Raw genomic sequence first — 19390 nt, 5'->3', positions numbered from 1 at the left:
ACCGGCTGTGACCACCGGCGTACGACCGCGCCTACGCGTCGCCCCCCGCGACCCCCGGATCGGCCGCCGCGACCTCCAGGAGCTGGTACCGGTCGATCGCCTGCTTCAGCACGGACCGGTCCACCTTCCCCTCCTTCGCCAGCTCGGCCAGGACCGCCACCACGATCGACTGCGCGTCGATGTGGAAGAAGCGCCGGGCGGCGCCACGGGTGTCCGCGAAGCCGAACCCGTCGGCACCCAGCGACTGGTAGGTCCCCGGAATCCACCGGGAGATCTGGTCGGGAACCGACCGCATCCAGTCGGAGACGGCCACGAACGGCCCGTCCGCGCCGCTCAGTTTGCGCGTGACGTACGGGATCCGCTGCTCCTCCTCCGGGTGCAGCAGGTTGTGCTCCTCGCACGCCACGGCCTCGCGCCGTAGCTCGTTCCACGAGGTCGCCGACCACACGTCGGCACGCACGTCCCACTCCTCGGCGAGCAGCCGCTGCGCCTCCACGGCCCACGGAACGGCCACGCCCGAGGCCATGATCTGCGCCGGGATCGACCCCGAGGTGCCCTCGGCGAAGCGGTGCACGCCCTTGAGGATGCCCTCGACGTCGACGCCGGCGGGCTCGGCCGGGTGCTGGATCGGCTCGTTGTAGACGGTGAGGTAGTAGAAGACGTCCTCGCCCTGCGGGTGCTCCGGCGACGCGCCGTACATCCGGCGCAGCCCGTCCTGCACGATGTACGCGATCTCGAAACCGAACGCCGGGTCGTAGGCGACACAGCCCGGGTTCGTCGAGGCGAGCAGCTGCGAGTGCCCGTCCGCGTGCTGCAATCCCTCACCGGTCAGCGTCGTACGTCCGGCGGTCGCGCCGAGGACGAATCCGCGCGCAAGCTGGTCGGCCATCTGCCAGAACTGGTCGCCGGTGCGCTGGAAACCGAACATCGAGTAGAAGACGTAGACCGGGATCAGCGGCTGGCCGTGCGTGGCGTACGCCGAGCCCGCGGCGATCAGCGACGCCGTGCAGCCGGCCTCGGAGATGCCGTCGTGCAGCATCTGCCCGGTCGGCGACTCCTTGTAGGCGAGCAGCAGCTCCCGGTCGACCGACTCGTACTGCTGGCCCAGCGGGTTGTAGATCTTCGCACTCGGGAAGAAGGAGTCCATGCCGAACGTGCGGTACTCGTCCGGCGCGATCAGCACGAACCGCTTGCCGATCTCCTTGTCCCGCATGAGGTCCTTGAGAAGCCGGACAAAGGCCATGGTCGTCGCGATGGACTGGTGACCCGAGCCCTTCTTCACGGACGCGTACGTCGAGTCGCCGGGCAGTGCCAGGGGCTCCGAGCGGACGACGCGGGTGGGGACGTAACCGCCGAGCGACCTGCGGCGGTCGTGCATGTACTGCAGTTCCTCCGACTCCCGGCCCGGGTGGTAGTACGGCGGCGCGCCGGACTCCAGGTCCCGGTCGGAGATCGGCAGGTGCAGGCGGTCCCGGAAGCCCTTGAGGTCGTCGGCCGTCAGCTTCTTCATCTGGTGCGTGGCGTTGCGGCCCTCGAAGTTCGGCCCGAGCGTCCAGCCCTTGACCGTCTTGGCCAGGATCACCGTCGGCTGGCCCTTGTGCTCCACGGCCGCCTTGTAGGCCGCGAAGATCTTCCGGTGGTCGTGTCCGCCGCGGCCCAGCATCAGGATCTGGTGGTCGGTCATGTTCTCGACCATCGCGCGCAACCGGTGGTCGTCGCCGAAGAAGTGGTCGCGGATGTACGTGCCGGTCTCGGTCGCGTACGTCTGGAACTGGCCGTCCGGCGTGGTGTTCATCTTGTTGACCAGCACGCCGTCCCGGTCCTGCGCGAGCAGCGGGTCCCAGGTGCGGTCCCAGATGAGCTTGATCACGTTCCAGCCGGCGCCGCGGAACACCGACTCCAGTTCCTGGATCACCTTGCCGTTGCCGCGCACCGGGCCGTCGAGCCGCTGGAGGTTGCAGTTGACGACGAAGGTGAGGTTGTCCAGGCTCTCGCGCGCGGCGATGGTCAGCTGGCCGAGCGACTCCGGCTCGTCCATCTCGCCGTCGCCGAGGAACGCCCACACATGCGACTTCGAGGTGTCCGCGATCCCGCGCGCGTGCAGGTAGCGGTTCATCCGCGCCTGGTAGATCGCCCCGATCGGGCCGAGGCCCATCGACACGGTCGGGAACTCCCAGAACCCGGGCATCAGCCGGGGGTGCGGATAGCTGGACAGGCCGTACGGCGCCTTGGACTTCTCCTGCCGGAAGCCGTCCAGATGCCGCTCGGAGAGGCGGTCGAGCAGGAACGCACGCGCGTAGATGCCCGGAGACGCGTGCCCCTGGAAGAAGACCTGGTCTCCGCCGTCGCCCTCGTCCTTGCCGCGGAAGAAGTGGTTGAAGCCCACGTCGTAGAGGGAGGCCGAGGAGGCGAACGTGGCGATGTGGCCCCCGACGCCGATGCCGGGGCGCTGCGCCCGGGAGACCATCACCGCCGCGTTCCAGCGGGTGGCGTTGAGGATCCTGCGCTCGATCTCCTCGTTGCCCGGGAAGAACGGCTCGCTCTTGGTGGGGATCGTGTTGACGTAGTCCGTGCTGCGCATCTCGGGCACGGCGACGCGCTTCTCGCGGGCCCGCTCGATCAGGCGCAGCATCAGGTAGCGCGCCCGCTCACGGCCGCGCTCGTCGATGGCGGCGTCGAGCGAGTCGAGCCACTCCTGCGTCTCTTCGGGATCGAAGTCAGGAACCTGACTCGGAAGGCCGCCAATGATGATCGGATTGCGATCGGATCCGGAAGCCACGCTGTTCCTTACCTGTCGGAGGGCCGATTATCGAGGGTCTCGGTATGCCTGCGCCGTTCACCATCGTGTACCTCGGGGCCGCAAACGTCACCTCTACCGTGAGGTAACGATTACTCCTTGGTCGGCTGACGGCGGACAGCCGTGCCACTCTCGTACCCATGGATGATTCCCAAACGCACATACGGGGCAGATAGGTGTGGTGTAGGTCACCATTACTCTCGGCCGCATGCCTGGAGTTGCGGCGACACCGCCCGGATCGTCACTGTTTCGGCGGTCCGAACCGCCGGGTACTTGCGCGATCCGTCCCGCCCGTGTGGACTACGGCCAATGCTTCGCGCACGCGCGTGGCTGAGACGCCCCCCGGTTCTCTTGACGAGCAGGGGGCACCCCAATCCGAAACATGATCAGGAGGCACCCCGTGAGCGCGACCGCGGACCACGCGGAGGAGCGGACGAACCCTGCCGCCAGGCTGGGGTTCCAGCCCGGGCAGGTGGTCCAGGAGATCGGCTACGACGACGACGTCGCCCAGGACCTCCGCGAGGCCATCGAGGAAGCCATCGAGGGCGACCTGATGGACGAGGAATTTGACGACGTGGCCGACGCCGTCGTGCTGTGGTTCCGTGACGACGACGGCGACCTTACGGATGCGCTGGTGGATGCCACCACGTACATCGAGGAAGGCGGCGCGATCCTGCTCCTGACGCCGAAGACCGGCCGGTCCGGATACGTGGAGCCGAGTGACATCTCGGAAGCCGCGACCACGGCCGGGCTGACGGCGTCCAAGGGCGTCAGCGTCGGCAAGGACTGGAGCGGCAGCCGTCTGGCGACGCCGAAGGCCGCGAAGTCCAAGCGGTGACCGTTCGTTGAACGTGGGACGGGCCGGCCCCGGTCGGCCCGTCCGTCGTCCCGCGGCCGTGGCTGCGTAGGGTGGAGGCCACCTGAACAGCCCCACCGAAGGGACGACGATGGCCATCCAGGTCGGCGACAAGGCCCCCGACTTCGAGCTGAAGGACAACCACGGCCGTGCCGTTCGCCTCGCGGACTTCCGCGGTGAGCGGAACGTCGTGCTGATCTTCTACCCCTTCGCCTTCACCGGCGTCTGCACCGGTGAGCTGTGCGAGGTGCGGGACAACCTGCCGCAGTTCTCCGGCCGCGACACCGAGGTGCTCGCCGTCTCCAACGACTCCATCCACACCCTGCGCGTCTTCGCCGAGCAGGAGGGCCTGGGGTACCCGCTGCTCAGCGACTTCTGGCCGCACGGCGAGGTCTCACGCGCGTACGGCGTGTTCGACGAGGCCAAGGGCTGCGCGGTGCGCGGCACCTTCGTCATCGACAAGGAGGGCGTGGTCCGCTGGAGCGTCGTCAACGGCCTTCCGGACGCCCGTGACCTGAACGAGTACGTCACGGCGCTCGACGCCCTGTGATTCTTCGTCCCCAGGGGCCTGTGGCCACCGGGAACCCGTCACTAGGATCGACTCGTTTGATCCGATACCACGCACGACGGGGCACCCGCCCCTGGACACCAATGGAGGACTCGTGGGAGTCAGCCTCAGCAAGGGCGGCAACGTATCGCTGACCAAGGAGGCCCCGGGCCTGACCGCGGTCATCATCGGTCTGGGGTGGGACGTGCGCACCACCACCGGCACTGCCTTCGACCTCGACGCGAGCGCGCTGCTGCTGAACAACTCCGGCAAGGTCGGCGGCGACCAGCACTTCATCTTCTTCAACAACCTGAAGAGCCCGGACGGCTCGGTCGAGCACACCGGAGACAACCTCACCGGTGAGGGCGAGGGCGACGACGAGCAGATCAAGGTCAACCTGGCCGGTGTCCCGGCCGACATCGAGAAGATCGTCTTCCCGGTGTCCATCTACGACGCCGAGAACCGCCAGCAGTCCTTCGGCCAGGTCCGCAACGCGTTCATCCGCGTCATCAACCAGGCCGGCGGCGCCGAGATCGCTCGGTACGACCTGTCCGAGGACGCCTCGACGGAGACCGCGATGGTCTTCGGCGAGCTGTACCGGCACGGTGCGGAGTGGAAGTTCCGCGCCATCGGCCAGGGCTACGCCTCGGGCCTGCGCGGCATCGCGCAGGACTTCGGCGTCAACGTCTGAGTCACGTCCCTTTTCGTCCCGCCCGTCCGGCGCCGCACGTTTGCGTGCGGCGCCGGACGCGCAGGACAACCACATCAGGCAGCACCCAGGGGAGGACAAGCATCATGGGCGTCACACTCGCCAAGGGGGGCAACGTCTCCCTGTCCAAGGCCGCGCCGAACCTCACTCAGGTGATGGTCGGGCTCGGCTGGGACGCACGTTCCACCACCGGAGCACCGTTCGACCTCGATGCCAGCGCCCTGGTGTGCAGCAGCGGACGGGTGATGGGCGACGAGTGGTTCATCTTCTACAACCAGCTCACCAGCCCGGACGGCTCGGTGGAGCACACCGGTGACAACCTCACCGGTGAGGGCGACGGCGACGACGAGTCGCTCCTGATCGACCTCTCCAAGGTGCCCGCCCGGTGCGACAAGATCGTCTTCCCGGTCTCGATCCACATGGCCGACGAGCGCGGCCAGACCTTCGGCCAGGTCAGCAACGCCTTCATCCGGGTGGTCAACCAGGCCGACGGCCAGGAACTCGCCCGGTACGACCTCAGCGAGGACGCCTCCACGGAGACCGCCATGATCTTTGGCGAGGTCTACCGCTACCAGCAAGAATGGAAGTTCCGAGCGGTGGGGCAGGGGTACGCGTCGGGGCTGCGGGGCATCGCTCTAGACTTTGGGGTCAACGTTTCGTAAAGCCGGGTACGGCGCGGGGGAGGCCCGTACACCCCGTACACAAGGGATTGGGTAGCCAGTGGTTCTGAAAACCTTCGGCTGGTCGTTTGCGGTCACCGCACTCGGCCTGGTCGCGGCGGTCTTCTACGGGGGGTGGACCGCCTTCGGCATCGTGGCGATCCTCTGTGTCCTCGAGATCTCGCTGTCCTTCGACAATGCAGTGGTCAACGCCGGAATCCTGAAGAAGATGAACGCCTTCTGGCAGCGCATCTTCCTCACCATCGGCATCCTCATCGCCGTCTTCGGTATGCGGCTGGTCTTTCCCGTCGTCATCGTCGCCGTCAGCGCGCAGCTCGGTCCGATCGAGGCCGTCGACCTCGCCCTGACCGACAAGACGCGTTACCAGGAGCTCGTCACCGACGCCCACCCGGCGATCGCCGCGTTCGGTGGCATGTTCCTCCTGATGATCTTCCTGGACTTCATCTTCGAGGACCGGGAGATCAAGTGGCTGGGCTGGCTGGAGCGCCCGCTGGCCAAGCTCGGCAAGGTCGACATGCTGTCGGTCTGCATCGCCCTGATCGTCCTGCTGATCACCGCCATGACCTTCGCCACCCACGCCCATCTGCACGCCGGGCCCGCGAACAAGGCGGAGACGGTACTGCTCTCCGGCGTCGCCGGCTTGATCACGTACATGATCGTCGGTGGTCTCTCCGGCTACTTCGAGGACAAGCTGGAGGAAGGGGAGGAGCGCGAGCACGAGCAGGAGGAAGAGGCCAAGCGCACGGGCAAGCCCGTCATGCTGCTGGCCGGCAAGGCCGCGTTCTTCATGTTCCTCTACCTGGAGGTCCTGGACGCGTCGTTCTCCTTCGACGGGGTGATCGGCGCCTTCGCCATCACCAACGACATCGTGCTGATGGCCCTCGGCCTCGGCGTCGGCGCCATGTACGTCCGGTCGCTGACCGTGTACCTGGTCCGCCAGGGCACCCTGGACGACTACGTCTACCTGGAGCACGGCGCGCACTACGCCATCGGCGCGCTCGCCGTGATCCTGCTGGTCACCATCCAGTACGAGATCTCGGAGATCATCACCGGTCTGATCGGTGTCGTGCTGATCGGCTGGTCCTTCTTCTCCTCCGTGCGCCGCAACCGCGCGCTGGCGGCCGCCGAGGGAAACGCCGGGTCGGACAAGACTGAGGTCTCGTCCGGGGTGTGACGCCTCTCCGGGCGAGGAACGCTCTGTGCGGGGCGGTCGTCGAGGACTGTGTGACGTCCTCGGGGCCGCCCCGTCGGCCTTGTCCGGCACTGCGGCGCGAGGGACGGCACGATGAGTGAGGAGTCTGGGGGCGGTAATGGGTTTGTTCGACGGGCTCTGGCGTGGGCGTACGGCCGATTTCGACTCGGGGAGCGCGGCCAGCAACGCGATCGAGCTGACCAAGCGGCACAGCCAGGTGTCGCTCACCAAGCAGGGGGCGGAGACCGGGAACCTACGGGTCAACCTGACCTGGCGGATGCGCAGCTCCGACATCGGCGGACCCCAGCGGGAGAGCCTGCTGCGCCATCCCTTCAAGGCGCTCAAGCCGCCGGAGGTCATGGGACACAGCCAGAGCATGGTCAACGTCGACCTCGACCTGGGATGCCTCTACGAGCTCCAGGACGGCACCAAGGGCGTCGTGCAGCCGCTCGGCGGCTACCTCGGCGACGTCAACGCACCGCCCTACGTCAAGCTCAGCGGCGACGACCGGTTCGGCTCGGCCTCCGGTGAGACGATCTACGTCAATCTGGACCACCGCGAGGCGATCAAGCGCCTGCTGGTCTTCGTCTACATCTACGACCAGACCCCGGCGTTCGACCGGACGCACGCCATCGTCACGCTCTACCCCGGCAACGGCCCCCGTATCGAGATCGGCCTCGACGAACGGCACCCGCAGGCCCGCTCCTGCGCGGTCGTGATGATCGAGAACGTGAAGAACGAGATCTGGGTGCGGCGCGAGGTGAAGTTCGTCTACGGATTCCAGGCCGAACTGGACCGGCTGTACGGGTGGGGGCTGCAGTGGGGGCGAGGGCACAAGGCGAAGTCGCAGAGGTGAGGGCGCGCGCGGGCGCGGCGACCGGTTGTGCTCACGGATCGGGTGCGAGGCGTGCCCGATCCGGCGGTGCTCACGGATCGGGTGCCGAGGCGTGCCCGATCCGTGAGGTGATCCGCGCGGCGGGCTCTAGCGGCCGATGAACTGGGGGCCCTGCGGCGGGAGGCGGAAGTCGGGGTCCGGGGCCGTCGGGACCGGGACCGGCGGCGGGTAGCCGTAGCCGGTCTGTGCGGTCGGTGGCGCCGCCTGCGGGTAGCCGTAGCCGGTCTGGGCGGCCGCCGGGTGCGGGTAGCCGTAGGCGGGCTGCGCCGTGGCCGGAGGCTGCTGCGGGTAGCCGTAGGCGGGCTGCGCGGTGGGCTGGGGCACCACGGCCGTCGGCTGCTCCGGCGGCAGCGGGCGCCGCGACACGTCCGGCCCCGCCTGGGCCGCGGCGGACGCTGTGCCCTCCGCCGCCGCCTCGGACTCGTCCACCGAGATCCCGAAGTCCGTCGCGAGCCCCTTCAGCCCGTTCGAATACCCCTCACCGAGCGCCCGGAACTTCCACCCGTCCCCACGCCGGTACAGCTCGCCGCAGATCAGCGCGGTCTCCTCGCCCGTCTCCGGCTTGACGTCGAAGTACGCCAGCGCCTCCGCCTCGGGCGCCGAGGCGTCGTACAGCAGGATGCGCAGGGACCGTACGTGGTCGAACGTCATGCCGTCCGCCGATGCGACCAGGAGAATCCGGCTGACGTCTGACTCGACACCGGGCAGGTCCGTCTGGATCGTGTCGGTGAGGCCCTCGGCGACGCGCTTCTTGCCGAGGCGCCACACCTTCCCGGCGGGGTGCCGGGGCTGGTTGTAGAAGACGAAGTCCTCGTCGGAGCGCACACGACCGTCGGGGCCGAGGAGCAGCGCCGAGGCATCGACATCCGGGACCCCCTGCCCGGGCGTCCAGCGCAGCACGGCGCGCACCGTCGTGACTTCGACGGGGACGTTCGACCCCTTCAACATCGCGTGCGTCATGCGGTCATCCTGCCCTCTCGGTCCTGCTCACGACAATGCGGGGTCCGGCGGCCCCCGAGGCGGCCGGGCGACACCGCCGGGAGAGCTTTTGCCCGTCCCCGCGTTACGTGAAATTCATGCCCGGCGGGAACCCATGACATGGACTCTTACGTACTATTACCGGCCACCTAACGCCGAAATCCAGGCCAATCAAGGACCACGGGGAAGCCATATGCGTCATTTCGGGCACGTTGCCCCTGAGGTGCGGCAGCGCCTCTTCCACCGGGAGCCTTGCGAGTTCACCGCCGACTCCTCGGCCCGACTGCTTGCCGCGGCCCTGGGTGCCACGCTGTACAGCCCCGCCACCAGACCCCGGCTCGCCGAGGACATCGTCAAGCAGGCGGGCCGCGGCGTGGTCTCGATGGTGCTGTGCCTGGAGGACTCCATCGGTGACGAGGACGTCCCGGCCGGCGAGGAGAACCTCGTACGCCAGTTCGCCGAGCTTGCCGAGCTGACCGGCCTCGCCGAGGGCGCTTCCGCTGCTTCCGGAGCCGACCTTCCGCTGCTCTTCCTCCGCGTCCGCACCCCCGAGCAGATCCCCGACCTGGTCCGGCGCATCGGCCCGGCCGTCCGGCTGCTGTCCGGATTCGTGCTGCCGAAGTTCACCCAGGAACGCGGCATGCCCTTCCTCGAGGCCCTCACGATCGCCGAGGCGGACGCCGGACGGCGACTTTTCGCCATGCCGGTCCTGGAATCCCCCGAGCTCCTCTACCGCGAGTCCCGCGTGGAGACCCTGGAGGGCATCTTCCGGGCCGTCGACAAGTACCGCGAGCGCGTCCTCGCCCTCCGCCTCGGCGTCACCGACTTCTGCTCCTCCTACGGGCTGCGCAGAGCCCCCGACATGACGGCCTACGACGTCCAGGTCGTCGCCTCCGTCATCGCCGACGTGGTGAACATGCTGGGGCGGGCCGACGGCACCGGGTTCACGGTGACCGGCCCCGTGTGGGAGTACTTCCGCGTGCAGGAACGTATGTTCAAGCCTCAACTGCGGCGCAGCCCCTTCCTCGAAGGGCAGGCCGAGGAACTGCGCGAGGCACTGATCGAGCACTCCATGGACGGACTGCTGCGCGAGATCACGCTGGACCAGGCCAACGGACTGCTCGGCAAGACCTGCATCCACCCCTCGCACGTCCTGCCCGTGCACGCGCTGTCGGTCGTCAGTCACGAGGAGTTCAGCGACGCCCAGGACATCCTGCGGCCGGAACTGCTCGGCGGCGGTGTGCTGCGGTCGGCGTACACGAACAAGATGAACGAGGTGAAGCCGCACCGCGCCTGGGCCGAGAGGACCCTCCTGCGGGCCGAGGTCTTCGGCGTCGCCAACGAGGACATCGGCTTCGTGGAACTGCTCGCCGCGGGAATTCCCCCCGAGACCTCCGAGAAACGCTGAGCGGAACCCCTGAGCGGAACCCCTGAACGGAACCCCTGAGCGGAACCCCTGAGCGGAACCCTGAGCAGACCCCCTGATGAGAACCGTTGACCAGTGGCCGAACACAAGGAACGCATGGACAAGGCAGTGAACGACACGGACGCGCACCGGATCGACCGACGCGACGGCGTCTGGTCCGGGAGCTGGGTCGCCGAGCGACTCGGGGTCGAGCTCGTGGGCGACGACTCCCTCACCGGCATGCTCGGGCTCGCCCTGCGGCGCAACCCCAAGCGCGCCCACCTCCTCGTGTCGAACGTGCTCGGCAAGCACGTCCCGCAGTCCCCGTCGGTCGTGTACGGCTCGGGCCACGCCCTGGGACGCGAGGTGCGTGACCTGCTGGGCCCCTCCGGGGCGCGGTCCGCGGTCGTCCTCGGGTACGCCGAGACGGCCACCGGCCTCGGGCACGCCGTCGCCGACGGCCTCGGTGACGCCCCCTACCTCCACTCCACGCGCCGCCCCATACCCGGCGTCGCCCGGGCGGGCGGCTTCGAGGAGTCCCACTCCCACGCGACGTCCCACCTCCTCCTCCCCGAGGACCCCCACCTCCTCGCCGGGGAGGGCCCGCTGGTCCTCGTCGACGACGAGTTCTCCACGGGCAACACCGTCCTCAACACCATCCGCGCCCTCCACGCGCGCTACCCCCGCGACCGCTATGTGGTGGTCGCCCTGGTCGACATGCGCTCCGCCGCCGACCAGGACCGCCTGACGGAGTTCGCCACCGAGGTCGGCGCCCGTGTGGACCTGATCACGGCGGCACGCGGGTCGGTACACCTCCCGGACGGCGTGCTGGAGAAGGGGCAGGCCCTGGTCGCCGAGCACGAGCGGCCCCCGGCGGCCGGTCCGGAGACGGTGACCGCCGACGCCGGGCAGGCAGGACGTTCCCGGCAGGTACAGCAGGTACAGCAGGCCCGACAGGCCCGGCGGGTCGAACTGCGCTGGCCGGCCGGGGTGCCGGACGGCGGCCGGCACGGCTTCACCGCCGCCCATCGGACCCGCCTGGACAACGCCCTGCCCGCCATGGGCGCCCGCCTCGCCGAGGCGCTCCCGCCCGGCGCCCGGCGGGTACTGGTCCTCGGTTTCGAGGAGCTCATGTACGCCCCGCTGCGGCTCGCCCGCGAGCTGGAGCACCTCGTCCCCTCCGCGGACGTCCGCTTCTCCACGACCACCCGCTCACCGGTACTCGCGGTGGACGACCCGGGCTACGCCATCCGCACCCGCCTCGTCTTCCCGGCCCACGACGACCCCGCCGACGGCCCCGGCGAGCGCTACGCCTACAACGTCGCCGGCGCCGCCTTCGACGCCGTGATCGCCGTCGTGGACTCCACCGGCGACACCTCCGCCCTGCACACCCCCGACGGCCTTCTCGCCCAGCTCGCGCGGCACACCCCGCACGTCCTGGTCGCGGTCGTCCCGTCCTACGTCCCCGGGACCCCGCCCGCCCCCGAAAGGCCCGCCATGCTGCCCGAGCCCCTTCGCGGCCCCGCCTTCTCCAGCTACGCGCCCGAGGACGTCGGCTGGCTGCTCCAGGACCTGTCGGACGTCACCCTGGAGGCGCCGACCGAGGAGCGCGAGGAGGCGATCCAGAGCGGGGGCGCGCACTACGCCGAGTCACTGCCGGTCGAGTACCAGCCCAGCGAGCAGTACCAGGCTCTCTTCCACTCGGCCCTGGAGACCTCCGCCGCCCGTATCGCCCACGCCGTCGGTGTCGTGACCGAGTCGGTCCTCGCGGAACGCTCCCCCCGGCCCGTCCTCGTCTCCCTCGCCCGCGCCGGCACCCCCGTCGGCGTCCTGATGCGCCACTGGGCCCGGCACCGGCACGGCCTCGACCTCGCGCACTACGCCGTGTCGATCGTCCGCGGCCGCGGCATCGACGCCAACGCACTGCGCTGGCTGGCCGACCGGCACGACCCCCGCGACATCGTCTTCGTCGACGGCTGGACCGGCAAGGGCGCCATCACCCGCGAACTCGCCGCAGCCCTGCGCGAGTTCGAGGAGGCGGAAGGCGTCACCGGCTTCGACCCCGAGATCGCCGTACTCGCCGACCCCGGCTCCTGCGTCCGCACCTACGGCACCCGCGAGGACTTCCTCATCCCGTCCGCCTGCCTCAACTCCACGGTGTCCGGGCTGATATCCCGCACCGTCCTGCGGGCCGACCTGGTCGGGCCGGACGACTACCACGGCGCGAAGTTCTACCGCGAGCTCGCCGGCGCCGACGTCTCCACCCTCTTCCTCGACGCCGTCTCCGCCCGCTTCGACGAGGTCATGGAGGCGGTGGACACCACGACCAAGGAACTGCTGTCCGCCGACCGCGCCCCGACCTGGGAGGGCTGGGCGGCCGTGGAGCGCATCAGCGAGGAGTACGGCATCCACGACGTGAACCTCGTCAAGCCCGGTGTCGGCGAGACGACCCGCGTGCTGCTGCGCCGCGTGCCCTGGAAGATCCTGGCCCGGGCGGACGCGGGCCCCGACCTCGACCATGTCCGCATGCTGGCCGAGCAGCGCGGCGTACCGGTCGAAGAGGTCGACGAACTCCCCTACACCTGTGTGGGGTTGATCCATCCCAAGTACACACGTGGCGCGACGGGCGCCGACGGAAAGGCGGTAGCTGTCTGATGACGGTGCTGGTGGCGAGTGACCTGGACCGTACGCTCATCTACTCCTCCGCCGCTCTGGCGCTGACCATGCCGGACGCGCGGGCGCCCCGGCTGCTGTGCGTCGAGGTACACGAGAGCAAGCCGCTCTCCTACATGACCGAGACGGCGGCCGGGCTGCTCGCCGACCTCGCGGACGCCGCGGTCTTCGTGCCGACCACGACCCGCACACGCAAGCAGTACCTCCGGATCAACCTCCCGGGGCCCACACCGAAGTACGCGATCTGCGCCAACGGCGGGCATCTGCTCGTGGACGGGGTCTCCGACCGCGACTGGCACGCGAGCGTCCAGGCACGGCTGGCCGACGAGTGCGCGTCGCTGGACGAGGTGCAGGATCACCTGCTGACCTCCGCCGACCCGGTCTGGGTGCGCAAGCACCGGATGGCCGACGACCTCTTCGCGTACCTCGTCGTCGAGCGCGAACTGCTGCCCGAGGACTGGGTGAAGGAGCTGGCGGTGTGGGCGGAGAACCGCGGCTGGACGGTCTCCCTCCAGGGCCGCAAGATCTACGCCGTGCCGAAGCCGCTGACCAAGAGCGCCGCGATGCGCGAGGTCGCCCGGCGCACCGGCGCCGAGCTCACCGTCGCCGCGGGAGACTCCCTCCTCGACGCCGACCTCCTGCTCGCGGCGGACAGGGGCTGGCGCCCGAACCACGGTGAGCTGGCCGACAGCGGCTGGACCGCGCCCGACATCACCGCCCTGCCCGAGCGCGGGGTACTGGCGGGCGAACGCATCCTGCGCGAGTTCCTGCGGGCGGCGGGGAGCGCGGGTAGCGACGACTCGCTCGTGGTCCGCGGTGTGATCGCGGGCCGGTGATGCCGGCGTGGGCCGGTCGGGTCGCTGGTGCGTGCGGTGCGGTCGGTCGGTGAACCGAAGCTGAAGAGAGCCTGAGGAAGAGGGCCGGGCGCCGCCCGGCCCTCACGGCGTCAGCCGCAGCAGCCACCGCCGCAGCAGCCACCGCCACCGCCTGCCTGCGGAGCCGGGGCGGAGGCGGAGGCCGAGCCGCCCACCGCCACGGTCGACAGGAGTTTCACCGTGTCGTCGTGACCCGTCGGGCATGTGGCGGGGGCGGAGGACTCGGCCATGGGGCGGCTGAGTTCGAAGGTGTCGCCGCAGGTCCGGCAGCGGTATTCGTAGCGAGGCATGCCCACAGGTTAACGGGCATCCCCCGGCGGAGGCAGGGAACGGTCCTGTGCCGTGGCGGTGTCACGGCTCTGCTGCCGGGGCTCCGACGCGGCCAGTTCGGGATGGCGGGCCCGCCAGTACGGGTTGTCGTGGGGCAGGGCCGAGCCGACTCTCCCGTACATCCCGAAGAACATCAGGACCACTCCGAAGACGAAGCTGAACAGCACGTTCTGGATGCGGAAGGCCAGGAAGTTGTAGTCGGTGTCCAGGAGCCCCAGATTCAGGAAGCCACTGAGGATGAACAGGATGCCGACCACCATGTTGAGCGTCGAGGCGAAGTTGCCGCCGATCACCATGCCCACGAAGAGCAGGAGCCCGACGCAGATCGACAGGACGCTCAGCGTGCCATTGGTGTTGAGGCCCACGACCTGGTCACCGCGGGTGTCGAAGAAGCCGATCTTGTCGATCAGGCCGAGGATGCCGAAGGCGACCAGGACCAGGCCCATGAGTCCGGCGCCGAAGCGGTAGACCTGGTTCAGGTGGTGGTCGACGGGGAGGTGTTTGTCGAACTCGATCCGCTGCCGTGCTTCTTCGTGCGATGCGTGTGTGGCCATGTCGCCTCCCTGGGGGCGATAGCGGAGGCCGTGCGTCCGTTTCCCTTCAATATCTGCCCGTTCCGCCCCGGTGGGCAACACCAGGAGGCGACATCGCTGCTCAGGCCCAGCTCAGCGGCTGGCTTCCGGGACGGCGGGTCGGTCGGCCGACGGGTCGGCGGGTCGGATGGCCGACGGGTCGGGCGGGGCGGTGGGCCGGTCAGCCGACGGCCGGTCAGTGGACCGTTCCCCCGCGCTCCTCCCGGATCCGCGAGACGACACCGGCCACTGCCTGCCGGACCGCTTCCGTCTCGGTCAGGAAGTGCCAGTAATCCGGGTGACGGCCCTCCAGCGTGCCGATCGCCCGCTCCAGCCGCGCCACGGCGTCGTCCAGGGGGCGGGCGTCACGCGGGTCGGGGGTGTTGCGGCCGGCCATCGCGAGCCGCTGGGCGTCCCGGATGGCGAACCGGGTCCGCTCGATCTCCTGCGCGGGATCCTTCTGGACGGCGTTCAGCCGCGTCAGGCGGTCGCCGGCGGCCGAGACGGCCTCGTCCGTGGTGTTCAGCAGGGCCCGGGCCGTGGACAGCAGCGCCGTCGCGTCCGGCCAGCGCTGGGCCTGTCGCGCCTTCTGGGCCTCGCCGAGCTTCCGCTCGGCCTGCCGGACGTTCTCCGCGGCCTGCGCGGGCACGGGCTGCAGATCCTGCCAGCAGGCGACCGTGAAGCGTCGTCGCAGCTCGCTGAGGATCGGTTCGACCTGTCCGGCGCGGGTGGTCAGCGCCTCGGCACGGGTACGCAGGGAGACCAGACGGTGGTCGATCTCGGCGGCACGCTCCGGAAGCCGCTCGGCCTCCGCGCGGATGGCCTCGGCCTCGCGGGCGACGCGCTCGGCCCGCTCCAGGGTCTGGGGGACGCCGTGCCGGCCGGCGCCCTGGTTGAGCTTGGTCAGCTCGGGGGCGAGGGCGGCGAGCCGGGCGGCCAGGTCGTCCGCCTTCAGCCCCGATCCCCGCACGGTGTCGAGGGCGTCGGAAGCGGCGCGCAGGGACTGGCGGGCGCGTTCCACCGCGGGGGCCAGGCGGGCGAGCTGGGTCTCGGCCTTGCCGAGCAGGGGGCCGAGGCCGTCGACGAAGCGGTCCAGGTCCTGCTTGACCCGGCCGAGCTCGTCCTTGGCCTCGGTGAGCTGGGTGCGGGCGCGGGCGGCGGCCGAGGCATCCAGGTCGTCGCGGTCGAGGTCGTGGGCGTCGACGGCCTGGATGTACCGGTGGCTGGCCTCGTCGATGCGAAGGCCGAGCGCGGCGAAGTCGGCGGCGGCGCGCCGGGCGGCGGGGGAGTCGTCGACGGCCGCGATCGTCTCGATGGAGATACGCAGATCGCGCTGGGCGGTGTCGAGTTCGTAGAACGCGGCCGCGGCGGCGTCCTTCGCGGCCTGCGCCTCGGCGCGCTGGCTCTCGGCGCGCCCGCCGAACCAGCGCCGGGTGCCGCCACCGGCGAACGCCGCGGGCAGCACGAACGCGGCGATCAGGGGCAGGCTCATCAGGGCGAGGGCGTCACGCACCCCCGATGTGGCACGCGCCGCGGCACGGGCATCCGCTCCGGCACGCGGGCTCGCGGGCGCTCTCGACGGCGAGTCCGGCTGAGGTGGTGTCGCCGTCACATCCCTCTCCCGTGCTGTCATCCGCCCTGCCCGGTGGTGTCATTCTCCCACCCGTTAAGGACGAACACACGGCTCGGTCAGTTCGCGGTCCGGACTGTGACTTTGCCGTCGCCGGTGCGGACGGACACGACGTGCCTGCTGACGTCGTCCCGGGGCACCGACACCTCGACCCCGCCGTCGCCGGTCTCGGCGCTGACGCGGTAGGTGGCGCGGGGCACCGAGACGGTGACGGATCCGTCACCGCTGCCGGCGTCCACCCGGTCGGGCACGGCGCCCAGTTCGAGGTGGGTGGAGCCGTCGGAGGTGTGGGTCCGGACCCGGCGGGAGGTGACGTCGGCGCGGAGGGAACCGTCCTGGGTGCGCAGGTCCAAGGGCCCGGCGGCGGAGTCGACGCGCACCGAACCGTAGTCGGTGGACACCTTCACGGCACCGGTGGCGCCCTCGACGTGGACGGACCCGTCACCGCTGTGCACCCGCACGGCGCCCGTGACGTCCTCGACGCGGACGGAGCCGTCGCCGGTACGGATGTCGAGCGCCTCCTGGAAGCCACCGGCGCGCACGCTGCCGTCGCCGTCCCTGACCGTCACGGCGACGCCGCGCGGCACCTCGATGCGGTGCCTGGCCGAGCAGTCGGCGACGAAGCCGGAGCACCTCATCCGCAGGAACAGCCGGTCACCGTCCATGGCCCACGTCACCTCGGGGTCCCCGCCCATGACGACCGACCCCTCGAACCAGCGGGTGACCTGGACACGGCCCTCGGGGGCCGCGTCCGTCGTGACGAGTTCCAGCGCGGAGTCGTCGGAGTCGACGGTGAGGGTGGAGCCCCGCAGCGGGAAGGACCGCCGCTCGGGTTCCTGGTCGTCCCCGGCGGCCGCACCGCAGCCGGTGACACCGGCTGCGGCGACCACGACGGCACCGGCGAGGGCGGCGGCGCGGGCGGACACGGAAGCGGAAACGGTAGGGGCCATGACGGATTCCTTCTGAGGCGGTCTGCGGAGTGCCGCCTCCCGCAGGGGCCGGAACGGCAGGGAAGGGACCCCTCGACCGTACGGATCCGGCCCCCACCGCAGGATCCGGTCCACTCCCGGATCGGGGGTGGGGAAATCCCCCGTCTCCGCGGTACGGGGGTGGTCGATACGGGTTTGCGGGGCACTGCCCCCGGCAATGTAGGCTGTCGACTCGTCCTGGGCGCGTAGCTCAGGGGTAGAGCGCCGCCCTTACAAGGCGGATGTCGGCGGTTCGAAACCGTCCGCGCCCACCAGTCGCAGGACACGTCGAAGGCCCAGGTCAGCGGGGAGATACCCGGAGACCTGGGCCTTGATCATTCTCGGCTCGTCGGGACTCCGCCGACCTACTGCGGGACTTTGTCGTGATCGTCACGGCCAGTAACGTGCTGTTCCTTGTAAAGATTCGTTGCCCTACGGGTCATCATGATCGCGACCCAGGCGAACCCGATCATTTGAATCGCCCCAGACACGACGTCCCACCACCCGACGGTTGCGCCGGTCGCTGCTTCCACGATTGGTCCCATGTTGACTGGAACGCCTCCGTACAACACGAGACAGAGCAGCGCAGTCGTCCACCAGCGCTTCGGCCAGTTGGGCACGTCCCCCTCCTTCTGATCACCCTCACGTATCCGTGCCCAGCCTGCCATGCCGGCAGCGGCGCTTGACTGGGACGTATGCGCACTGGGCCGTCTGTGGGCCGTCCGAGGGCGACCGACCACGACAGACGACGAAAGTCCACGACGGCCCTCCCCCTACTCAGAGGCCGTGCTTTGAGTGAGGCCGCAGGTGCACATCCGTGAAGGTGAGTCGAGGAACTTCGGAGAAGCCGACGAGTCTGGACCACCCGCCCCGGTGCCTTTCCCCGAAGGCGAAGCCGAGCCGAAGCCATCCGGCCCCACGACCGGTCACGATGCCCGTCATGGCCACGGACAATGACCAGATGTCCCAGCGTTCAACGCACTCCATGCCGCTTGCGTTCGTCGCCGGAGGGGCCGTCGGCGTACTGGGCGGAATGATTGGTCTGGGCGGCGCAGAATTCCGGCTCCCGCTACTGATCAGCCTTTTCGGGTTCGCCGCACTCTCAGCGGTCATCCTGAACAACGCCGACAACTGCCGGTAGTTCAGCGGTAGGTCAGGACGTTGATCGATCAAGGCGGCAGCAGGTCACGGCCGAGAATGATCAGTTGTGGCTGATCAGACAGGGATCCAGTCCGGCCACTGTGGCGGGACGTTGCTCACGGGGCACAGGCCGGAGTCGCCGGGATATCCGTCGAGCGTCCCTCGGGGCGCGAAGAACCACCATGCCGGCCCCACCGTCGCCACAACCACCGACAGCGTCGGCAGGAAGGCACGGACCGCCAGGGGCGCGCGAAGCACCAGGTATCGGCCGATGGCCCACCCCGCGAGTCCGACGAGTGCTTCGGCGCCCACGAGCAGTGGAAGCAAGAAGTTGAGTTCGAAGCGTCCGCCGGTGTCGTGACCCGCGTCGTAGTATGCGCGCGCCCAGACGGTCAGTGTCCAGGCGACGCAGCCCGCAGCAGCTCCGAACAACGCGGAGCTTGCCCGGGGACGACAGGAGTTGGACCGCGGCTCGGCTGTGCGCACGGCAGGCATTCAGGACGAGTGAGAGAAGCCGGCCGACTGGTCGAGGTGAAACGGTGAGCCCGTTCGTGTGGGCACCCAACCCTGTCGTAGGGCGGCATCGATGGCGTCGGCGACATCGGAGGGCGGTACCGGGCTGCCCGGGAGTCCGAGCCAGTTGCCGGTGTGAGGCTGATCCGTGGTGACGACGAGAGTCGTACCGGGGTGCTCCGCATGCTCCACGGCGTAAGTGCAGGGCGACCAGCCGATTGCCTGGCTGTAGGTAGGTCTGCGTCGCAACCGCCAGCGGTAGGTCGTGCCGCCGACGACTATGCGTCGTGACCCCTTGCGTCCCAGTGCCATCCTCCCCCTCGACGCCAGGATGCCAGCGCGCCCAGCACGTAGACGTCCGGGCCGTCGCTGGGCCGTACGAGGTCAGCCGACGTCGACCGACAACGACAGAAGCCCACGGCATCTGAGCTGGTCAGAGCCGTGGGCTTCTTCAGTCTCGCCCTCGGTGGTGCGCTCGGTCGGCTCAGGCGTTGGGACGCTTGCCGTGGTTGGCCTTCTTCTTCTTGCGGCCGCGTCGCTTGTTGCCTCGCTTGGCCATGATGCATATCTCCCTTATCGGGACTTTTCGTTCTTCGTCAGTCTAGATTTACGGGCGGGGTGTACGCATCA

Annotated in this window: 20 protein-coding genes and 1 tRNA gene; 11 read left to right on the top strand and 10 right to left on the bottom strand. The window is 69.6% G+C overall.

Annotated features, from left to right (window positions below):
- Positions 1–31: 31 nt before the first annotated feature.
- A complete protein-coding gene (gene aceE, locus ACWCPM_RS28925) occupies positions 32–2779 on the bottom strand; it encodes a pyruvate dehydrogenase (acetyl-transferring), homodimeric type (protein ID WP_450979203.1) in 2748 nt (915 codons plus the stop codon).
- A gap of 418 nt (positions 2780–3197) precedes the next feature.
- Between aceE and ACWCPM_RS28920 the strand changes: the two genes are divergently transcribed.
- The 6 genes from ACWCPM_RS28920 to ACWCPM_RS28895 all read left to right on the top strand — a co-directional run bounded on the left by ACWCPM_RS28920 (position 3198) and on the right by ACWCPM_RS28895 (position 7637).
- Entirely contained in the window at positions 3198–3635 is a 438-nt protein-coding gene (locus tag ACWCPM_RS28920) for a DUF3052 domain-containing protein (protein ID WP_450979202.1), read from the top strand.
- Between the two features lie 109 nt (positions 3636–3744).
- On the top strand, positions 3745–4203 hold the full coding sequence (locus tag ACWCPM_RS28915) for a peroxiredoxin (protein WP_450979201.1): 459 nt from the start codon (positions 3745–3747) through the stop codon (positions 4201–4203).
- A 112-nt stretch (positions 4204–4315) separates the two neighbouring features.
- Positions 4316–4891, top strand: a complete 576-nt coding sequence (locus ACWCPM_RS28910) for a TerD family protein (protein WP_450979200.1) — start codon at positions 4316–4318, stop codon at positions 4889–4891.
- 104 nt (positions 4892–4995) lie between these two features.
- Positions 4996–5571: a TerD family protein gene (locus tag ACWCPM_RS28905; RefSeq protein WP_450979199.1), complete on the top strand. Its 576-nt coding sequence runs from the start codon at positions 4996–4998 to the stop codon at positions 5569–5571.
- A 58-nt stretch (positions 5572–5629) separates the two neighbouring features.
- Entirely contained in the window at positions 5630–6763 is a 1134-nt protein-coding gene (locus tag ACWCPM_RS28900; RefSeq protein ID WP_450979198.1) for a DUF475 domain-containing protein, read from the top strand.
- Between the two features lie 136 nt (positions 6764–6899).
- Positions 6900–7637 carry a TerD family protein gene (locus ACWCPM_RS28895; protein ID WP_450979197.1) on the top strand — a complete coding sequence of 246 codons (738 nt, stop codon included), beginning with the start codon at positions 6900–6902 and terminating at the stop codon, positions 7635–7637.
- Between the two features lie 126 nt (positions 7638–7763).
- Here the strand turns inward: ACWCPM_RS28895 and ACWCPM_RS28890 are convergent, their stop codons facing one another.
- Positions 7764–8636 (bottom strand): TerD family protein, encoded by an 873-nt coding sequence (locus ACWCPM_RS28890; RefSeq protein ID WP_450979196.1) that lies wholly within the window; start codon positions 8634–8636, stop codon positions 7764–7766.
- A gap of 211 nt (positions 8637–8847) precedes the next feature.
- On the opposite strand from ACWCPM_RS28890, the gene ACWCPM_RS28885 reads away from it, so the two are divergent.
- The 3 genes from ACWCPM_RS28885 (at position 8848) to ACWCPM_RS28875 (ending at position 13568) form a co-directional block, all read left to right on the top strand.
- The gene (locus ACWCPM_RS28885) at positions 8848–10062 is read left to right on the top strand and encodes an HpcH/HpaI aldolase/citrate lyase family protein (RefSeq protein WP_450979195.1); all 1215 of its coding nucleotides are present in this window, start codon (positions 8848–8850) and stop codon (positions 10060–10062) included.
- 114 nt (positions 10063–10176) lie between these two features.
- Complete coding sequence (locus ACWCPM_RS28880; protein WP_450979194.1) at positions 10177–12714, top strand: phosphoribosyltransferase; 2538 nt, start codon at positions 10177–10179, stop codon at positions 12712–12714.
- Positions 12714–13568 carry an HAD family hydrolase gene (locus tag ACWCPM_RS28875; protein ID WP_450979193.1) on the top strand — a complete coding sequence of 285 codons (855 nt, stop codon included), beginning with the start codon at positions 12714–12716 and terminating at the stop codon, positions 13566–13568. Before ACWCPM_RS28880 ends, ACWCPM_RS28875 begins: the two co-directional genes overlap by 1 nt.
- A gap of 110 nt (positions 13569–13678) precedes the next feature.
- Here ACWCPM_RS28875 and ACWCPM_RS28870 read toward each other — a convergent pair whose 3' ends face one another.
- The 4 genes from ACWCPM_RS28870 to ACWCPM_RS28855 form a co-directional block, all read right to left on the bottom strand.
- The gene (locus ACWCPM_RS28870; RefSeq protein WP_450979192.1) at positions 13679–13897 is read right to left on the bottom strand and encodes an FmdB family zinc ribbon protein; all 219 of its coding nucleotides are present in this window, start codon (positions 13895–13897) and stop codon (positions 13679–13681) included.
- 9 nt (positions 13898–13906) lie between these two features.
- Positions 13907–14491: a DUF4383 domain-containing protein gene (locus ACWCPM_RS28865; RefSeq protein WP_450979191.1), complete on the bottom strand. Its 585-nt coding sequence runs from the start codon at positions 14489–14491 to the stop codon at positions 13907–13909.
- Between the two features lie 214 nt (positions 14492–14705).
- The gene (locus ACWCPM_RS28860) at positions 14706–16121 is read right to left on the bottom strand and encodes a hypothetical protein (RefSeq protein ID WP_450979190.1); all 1416 of its coding nucleotides are present in this window, start codon (positions 16119–16121) and stop codon (positions 14706–14708) included.
- Between the two features lie 77 nt (positions 16122–16198).
- Positions 16199–17089, bottom strand: coding sequence for a DUF4097 family beta strand repeat-containing protein (locus ACWCPM_RS28855; RefSeq protein WP_450979189.1), 891 nt, complete (start codon positions 17087–17089; stop codon positions 16199–16201).
- Positions 17090–17307: 218 nt separating this feature from the next.
- Here ACWCPM_RS28855 and ACWCPM_RS28850 point away from each other — a divergent pair.
- Positions 17308–17382, top strand: a tRNA-Val gene (locus tag ACWCPM_RS28850).
- A gap of 90 nt (positions 17383–17472) precedes the next feature.
- Here the strand turns inward: ACWCPM_RS28850 and ACWCPM_RS28845 are convergent.
- Entirely contained in the window at positions 17473–17727 is a 255-nt protein-coding gene (locus ACWCPM_RS28845; protein WP_450979188.1) for a hypothetical protein, read from the bottom strand.
- Positions 17728–18047: 320 nt separating this feature from the next.
- Here ACWCPM_RS28845 and ACWCPM_RS28840 point away from each other — a divergent pair, with 320 nt between their 5' ends.
- Complete coding sequence (locus ACWCPM_RS28840; RefSeq protein ID WP_450979187.1) at positions 18048–18248, top strand: hypothetical protein; 201 nt, start codon at positions 18048–18050, stop codon at positions 18246–18248.
- Positions 18249–18322: 74 nt separating this feature from the next.
- Here ACWCPM_RS28840 and ACWCPM_RS28835 read toward each other — a convergent pair whose 3' ends face one another.
- The 3 genes from ACWCPM_RS28835 to ACWCPM_RS28825 all read right to left on the bottom strand — a co-directional run bounded on the left by ACWCPM_RS28835 (position 18323) and on the right by ACWCPM_RS28825 (position 19319).
- Positions 18323–18679 (bottom strand): hypothetical protein, encoded by a 357-nt coding sequence (locus ACWCPM_RS28835; RefSeq protein ID WP_450979186.1) that lies wholly within the window; start codon positions 18677–18679, stop codon positions 18323–18325.
- Positions 18680–18742: 63 nt separating this feature from the next.
- Positions 18743–19072 (bottom strand): hypothetical protein, encoded by a 330-nt coding sequence (locus tag ACWCPM_RS28830; protein ID WP_450979185.1) that lies wholly within the window; start codon positions 19070–19072, stop codon positions 18743–18745.
- A gap of 172 nt (positions 19073–19244) precedes the next feature.
- On the bottom strand, positions 19245–19319 hold the full coding sequence (locus tag ACWCPM_RS28825; protein ID WP_099504217.1) for a 50S ribosomal protein bL37: 75 nt from the start codon (positions 19317–19319) through the stop codon (positions 19245–19247).
- Between the last annotated feature and the right edge of the window lie 71 nt (positions 19320–19390).

The organism is Streptomyces sp. NPDC002309 (assembly GCF_053593375.1).
Note: the sequence above shows the minus strand (reverse complement) of the source record. Positions and strands in the feature narration are given on the sequence as shown.

What these genes read in the sequence shown, in the direction of transcription:
- ACWCPM_RS28830 (WP_450979185.1), bottom strand. Translation starts at nt 19,072, where the DNA reads ATGGCACTGGGACGCAAGGGGTCACGACGCATAGTCGTCGGCGGCACG.
- ACWCPM_RS28880 (WP_450979194.1), top strand. Translation starts at nt 10,177, where the DNA reads ATGGACAAGGCAGTGAACGACACGGACGCGCACCGGATCGACCGACGC.
- ACWCPM_RS28895 (WP_450979197.1), top strand. Translation starts at nt 6,900, where the DNA reads ATGGGTTTGTTCGACGGGCTCTGGCGTGGGCGTACGGCCGATTTCGAC.
- ACWCPM_RS28865 (WP_450979191.1), bottom strand. Translation starts at nt 14,491, where the DNA reads ATGGCCACACACGCATCGCACGAAGAAGCACGGCAGCGGATCGAGTTC.
- ACWCPM_RS28870 (WP_450979192.1), bottom strand. Translation starts at nt 13,897, where the DNA reads ATGCCTCGCTACGAATACCGCTGCCGGACCTGCGGCGACACCTTCGAA.
- ACWCPM_RS28840 (WP_450979187.1), top strand. Translation starts at nt 18,048, where the DNA reads ATGGCCACGGACAATGACCAGATGTCCCAGCGTTCAACGCACTCCATG.
- ACWCPM_RS28855 (WP_450979189.1), bottom strand. Translation starts at nt 17,089, where the DNA reads ATGGCCCCTACCGTTTCCGCTTCCGTGTCCGCCCGCGCCGCCGCCCTC.
- ACWCPM_RS28915 (WP_450979201.1), top strand. Translation starts at nt 3,745, where the DNA reads ATGGCCATCCAGGTCGGCGACAAGGCCCCCGACTTCGAGCTGAAGGAC.
- ACWCPM_RS28890 (WP_450979196.1), bottom strand. Translation starts at nt 8,636, where the DNA reads ATGACGCACGCGATGTTGAAGGGGTCGAACGTCCCCGTCGAAGTCACG.
- ACWCPM_RS28875 (WP_450979193.1), top strand. Translation starts at nt 12,714, where the DNA reads ATGACGGTGCTGGTGGCGAGTGACCTGGACCGTACGCTCATCTACTCC.
- ACWCPM_RS28905 (WP_450979199.1), top strand. Translation starts at nt 4,996, where the DNA reads ATGGGCGTCACACTCGCCAAGGGGGGCAACGTCTCCCTGTCCAAGGCC.
- ACWCPM_RS28885 (WP_450979195.1), top strand. Translation starts at nt 8,848, where the DNA reads ATGCGTCATTTCGGGCACGTTGCCCCTGAGGTGCGGCAGCGCCTCTTC.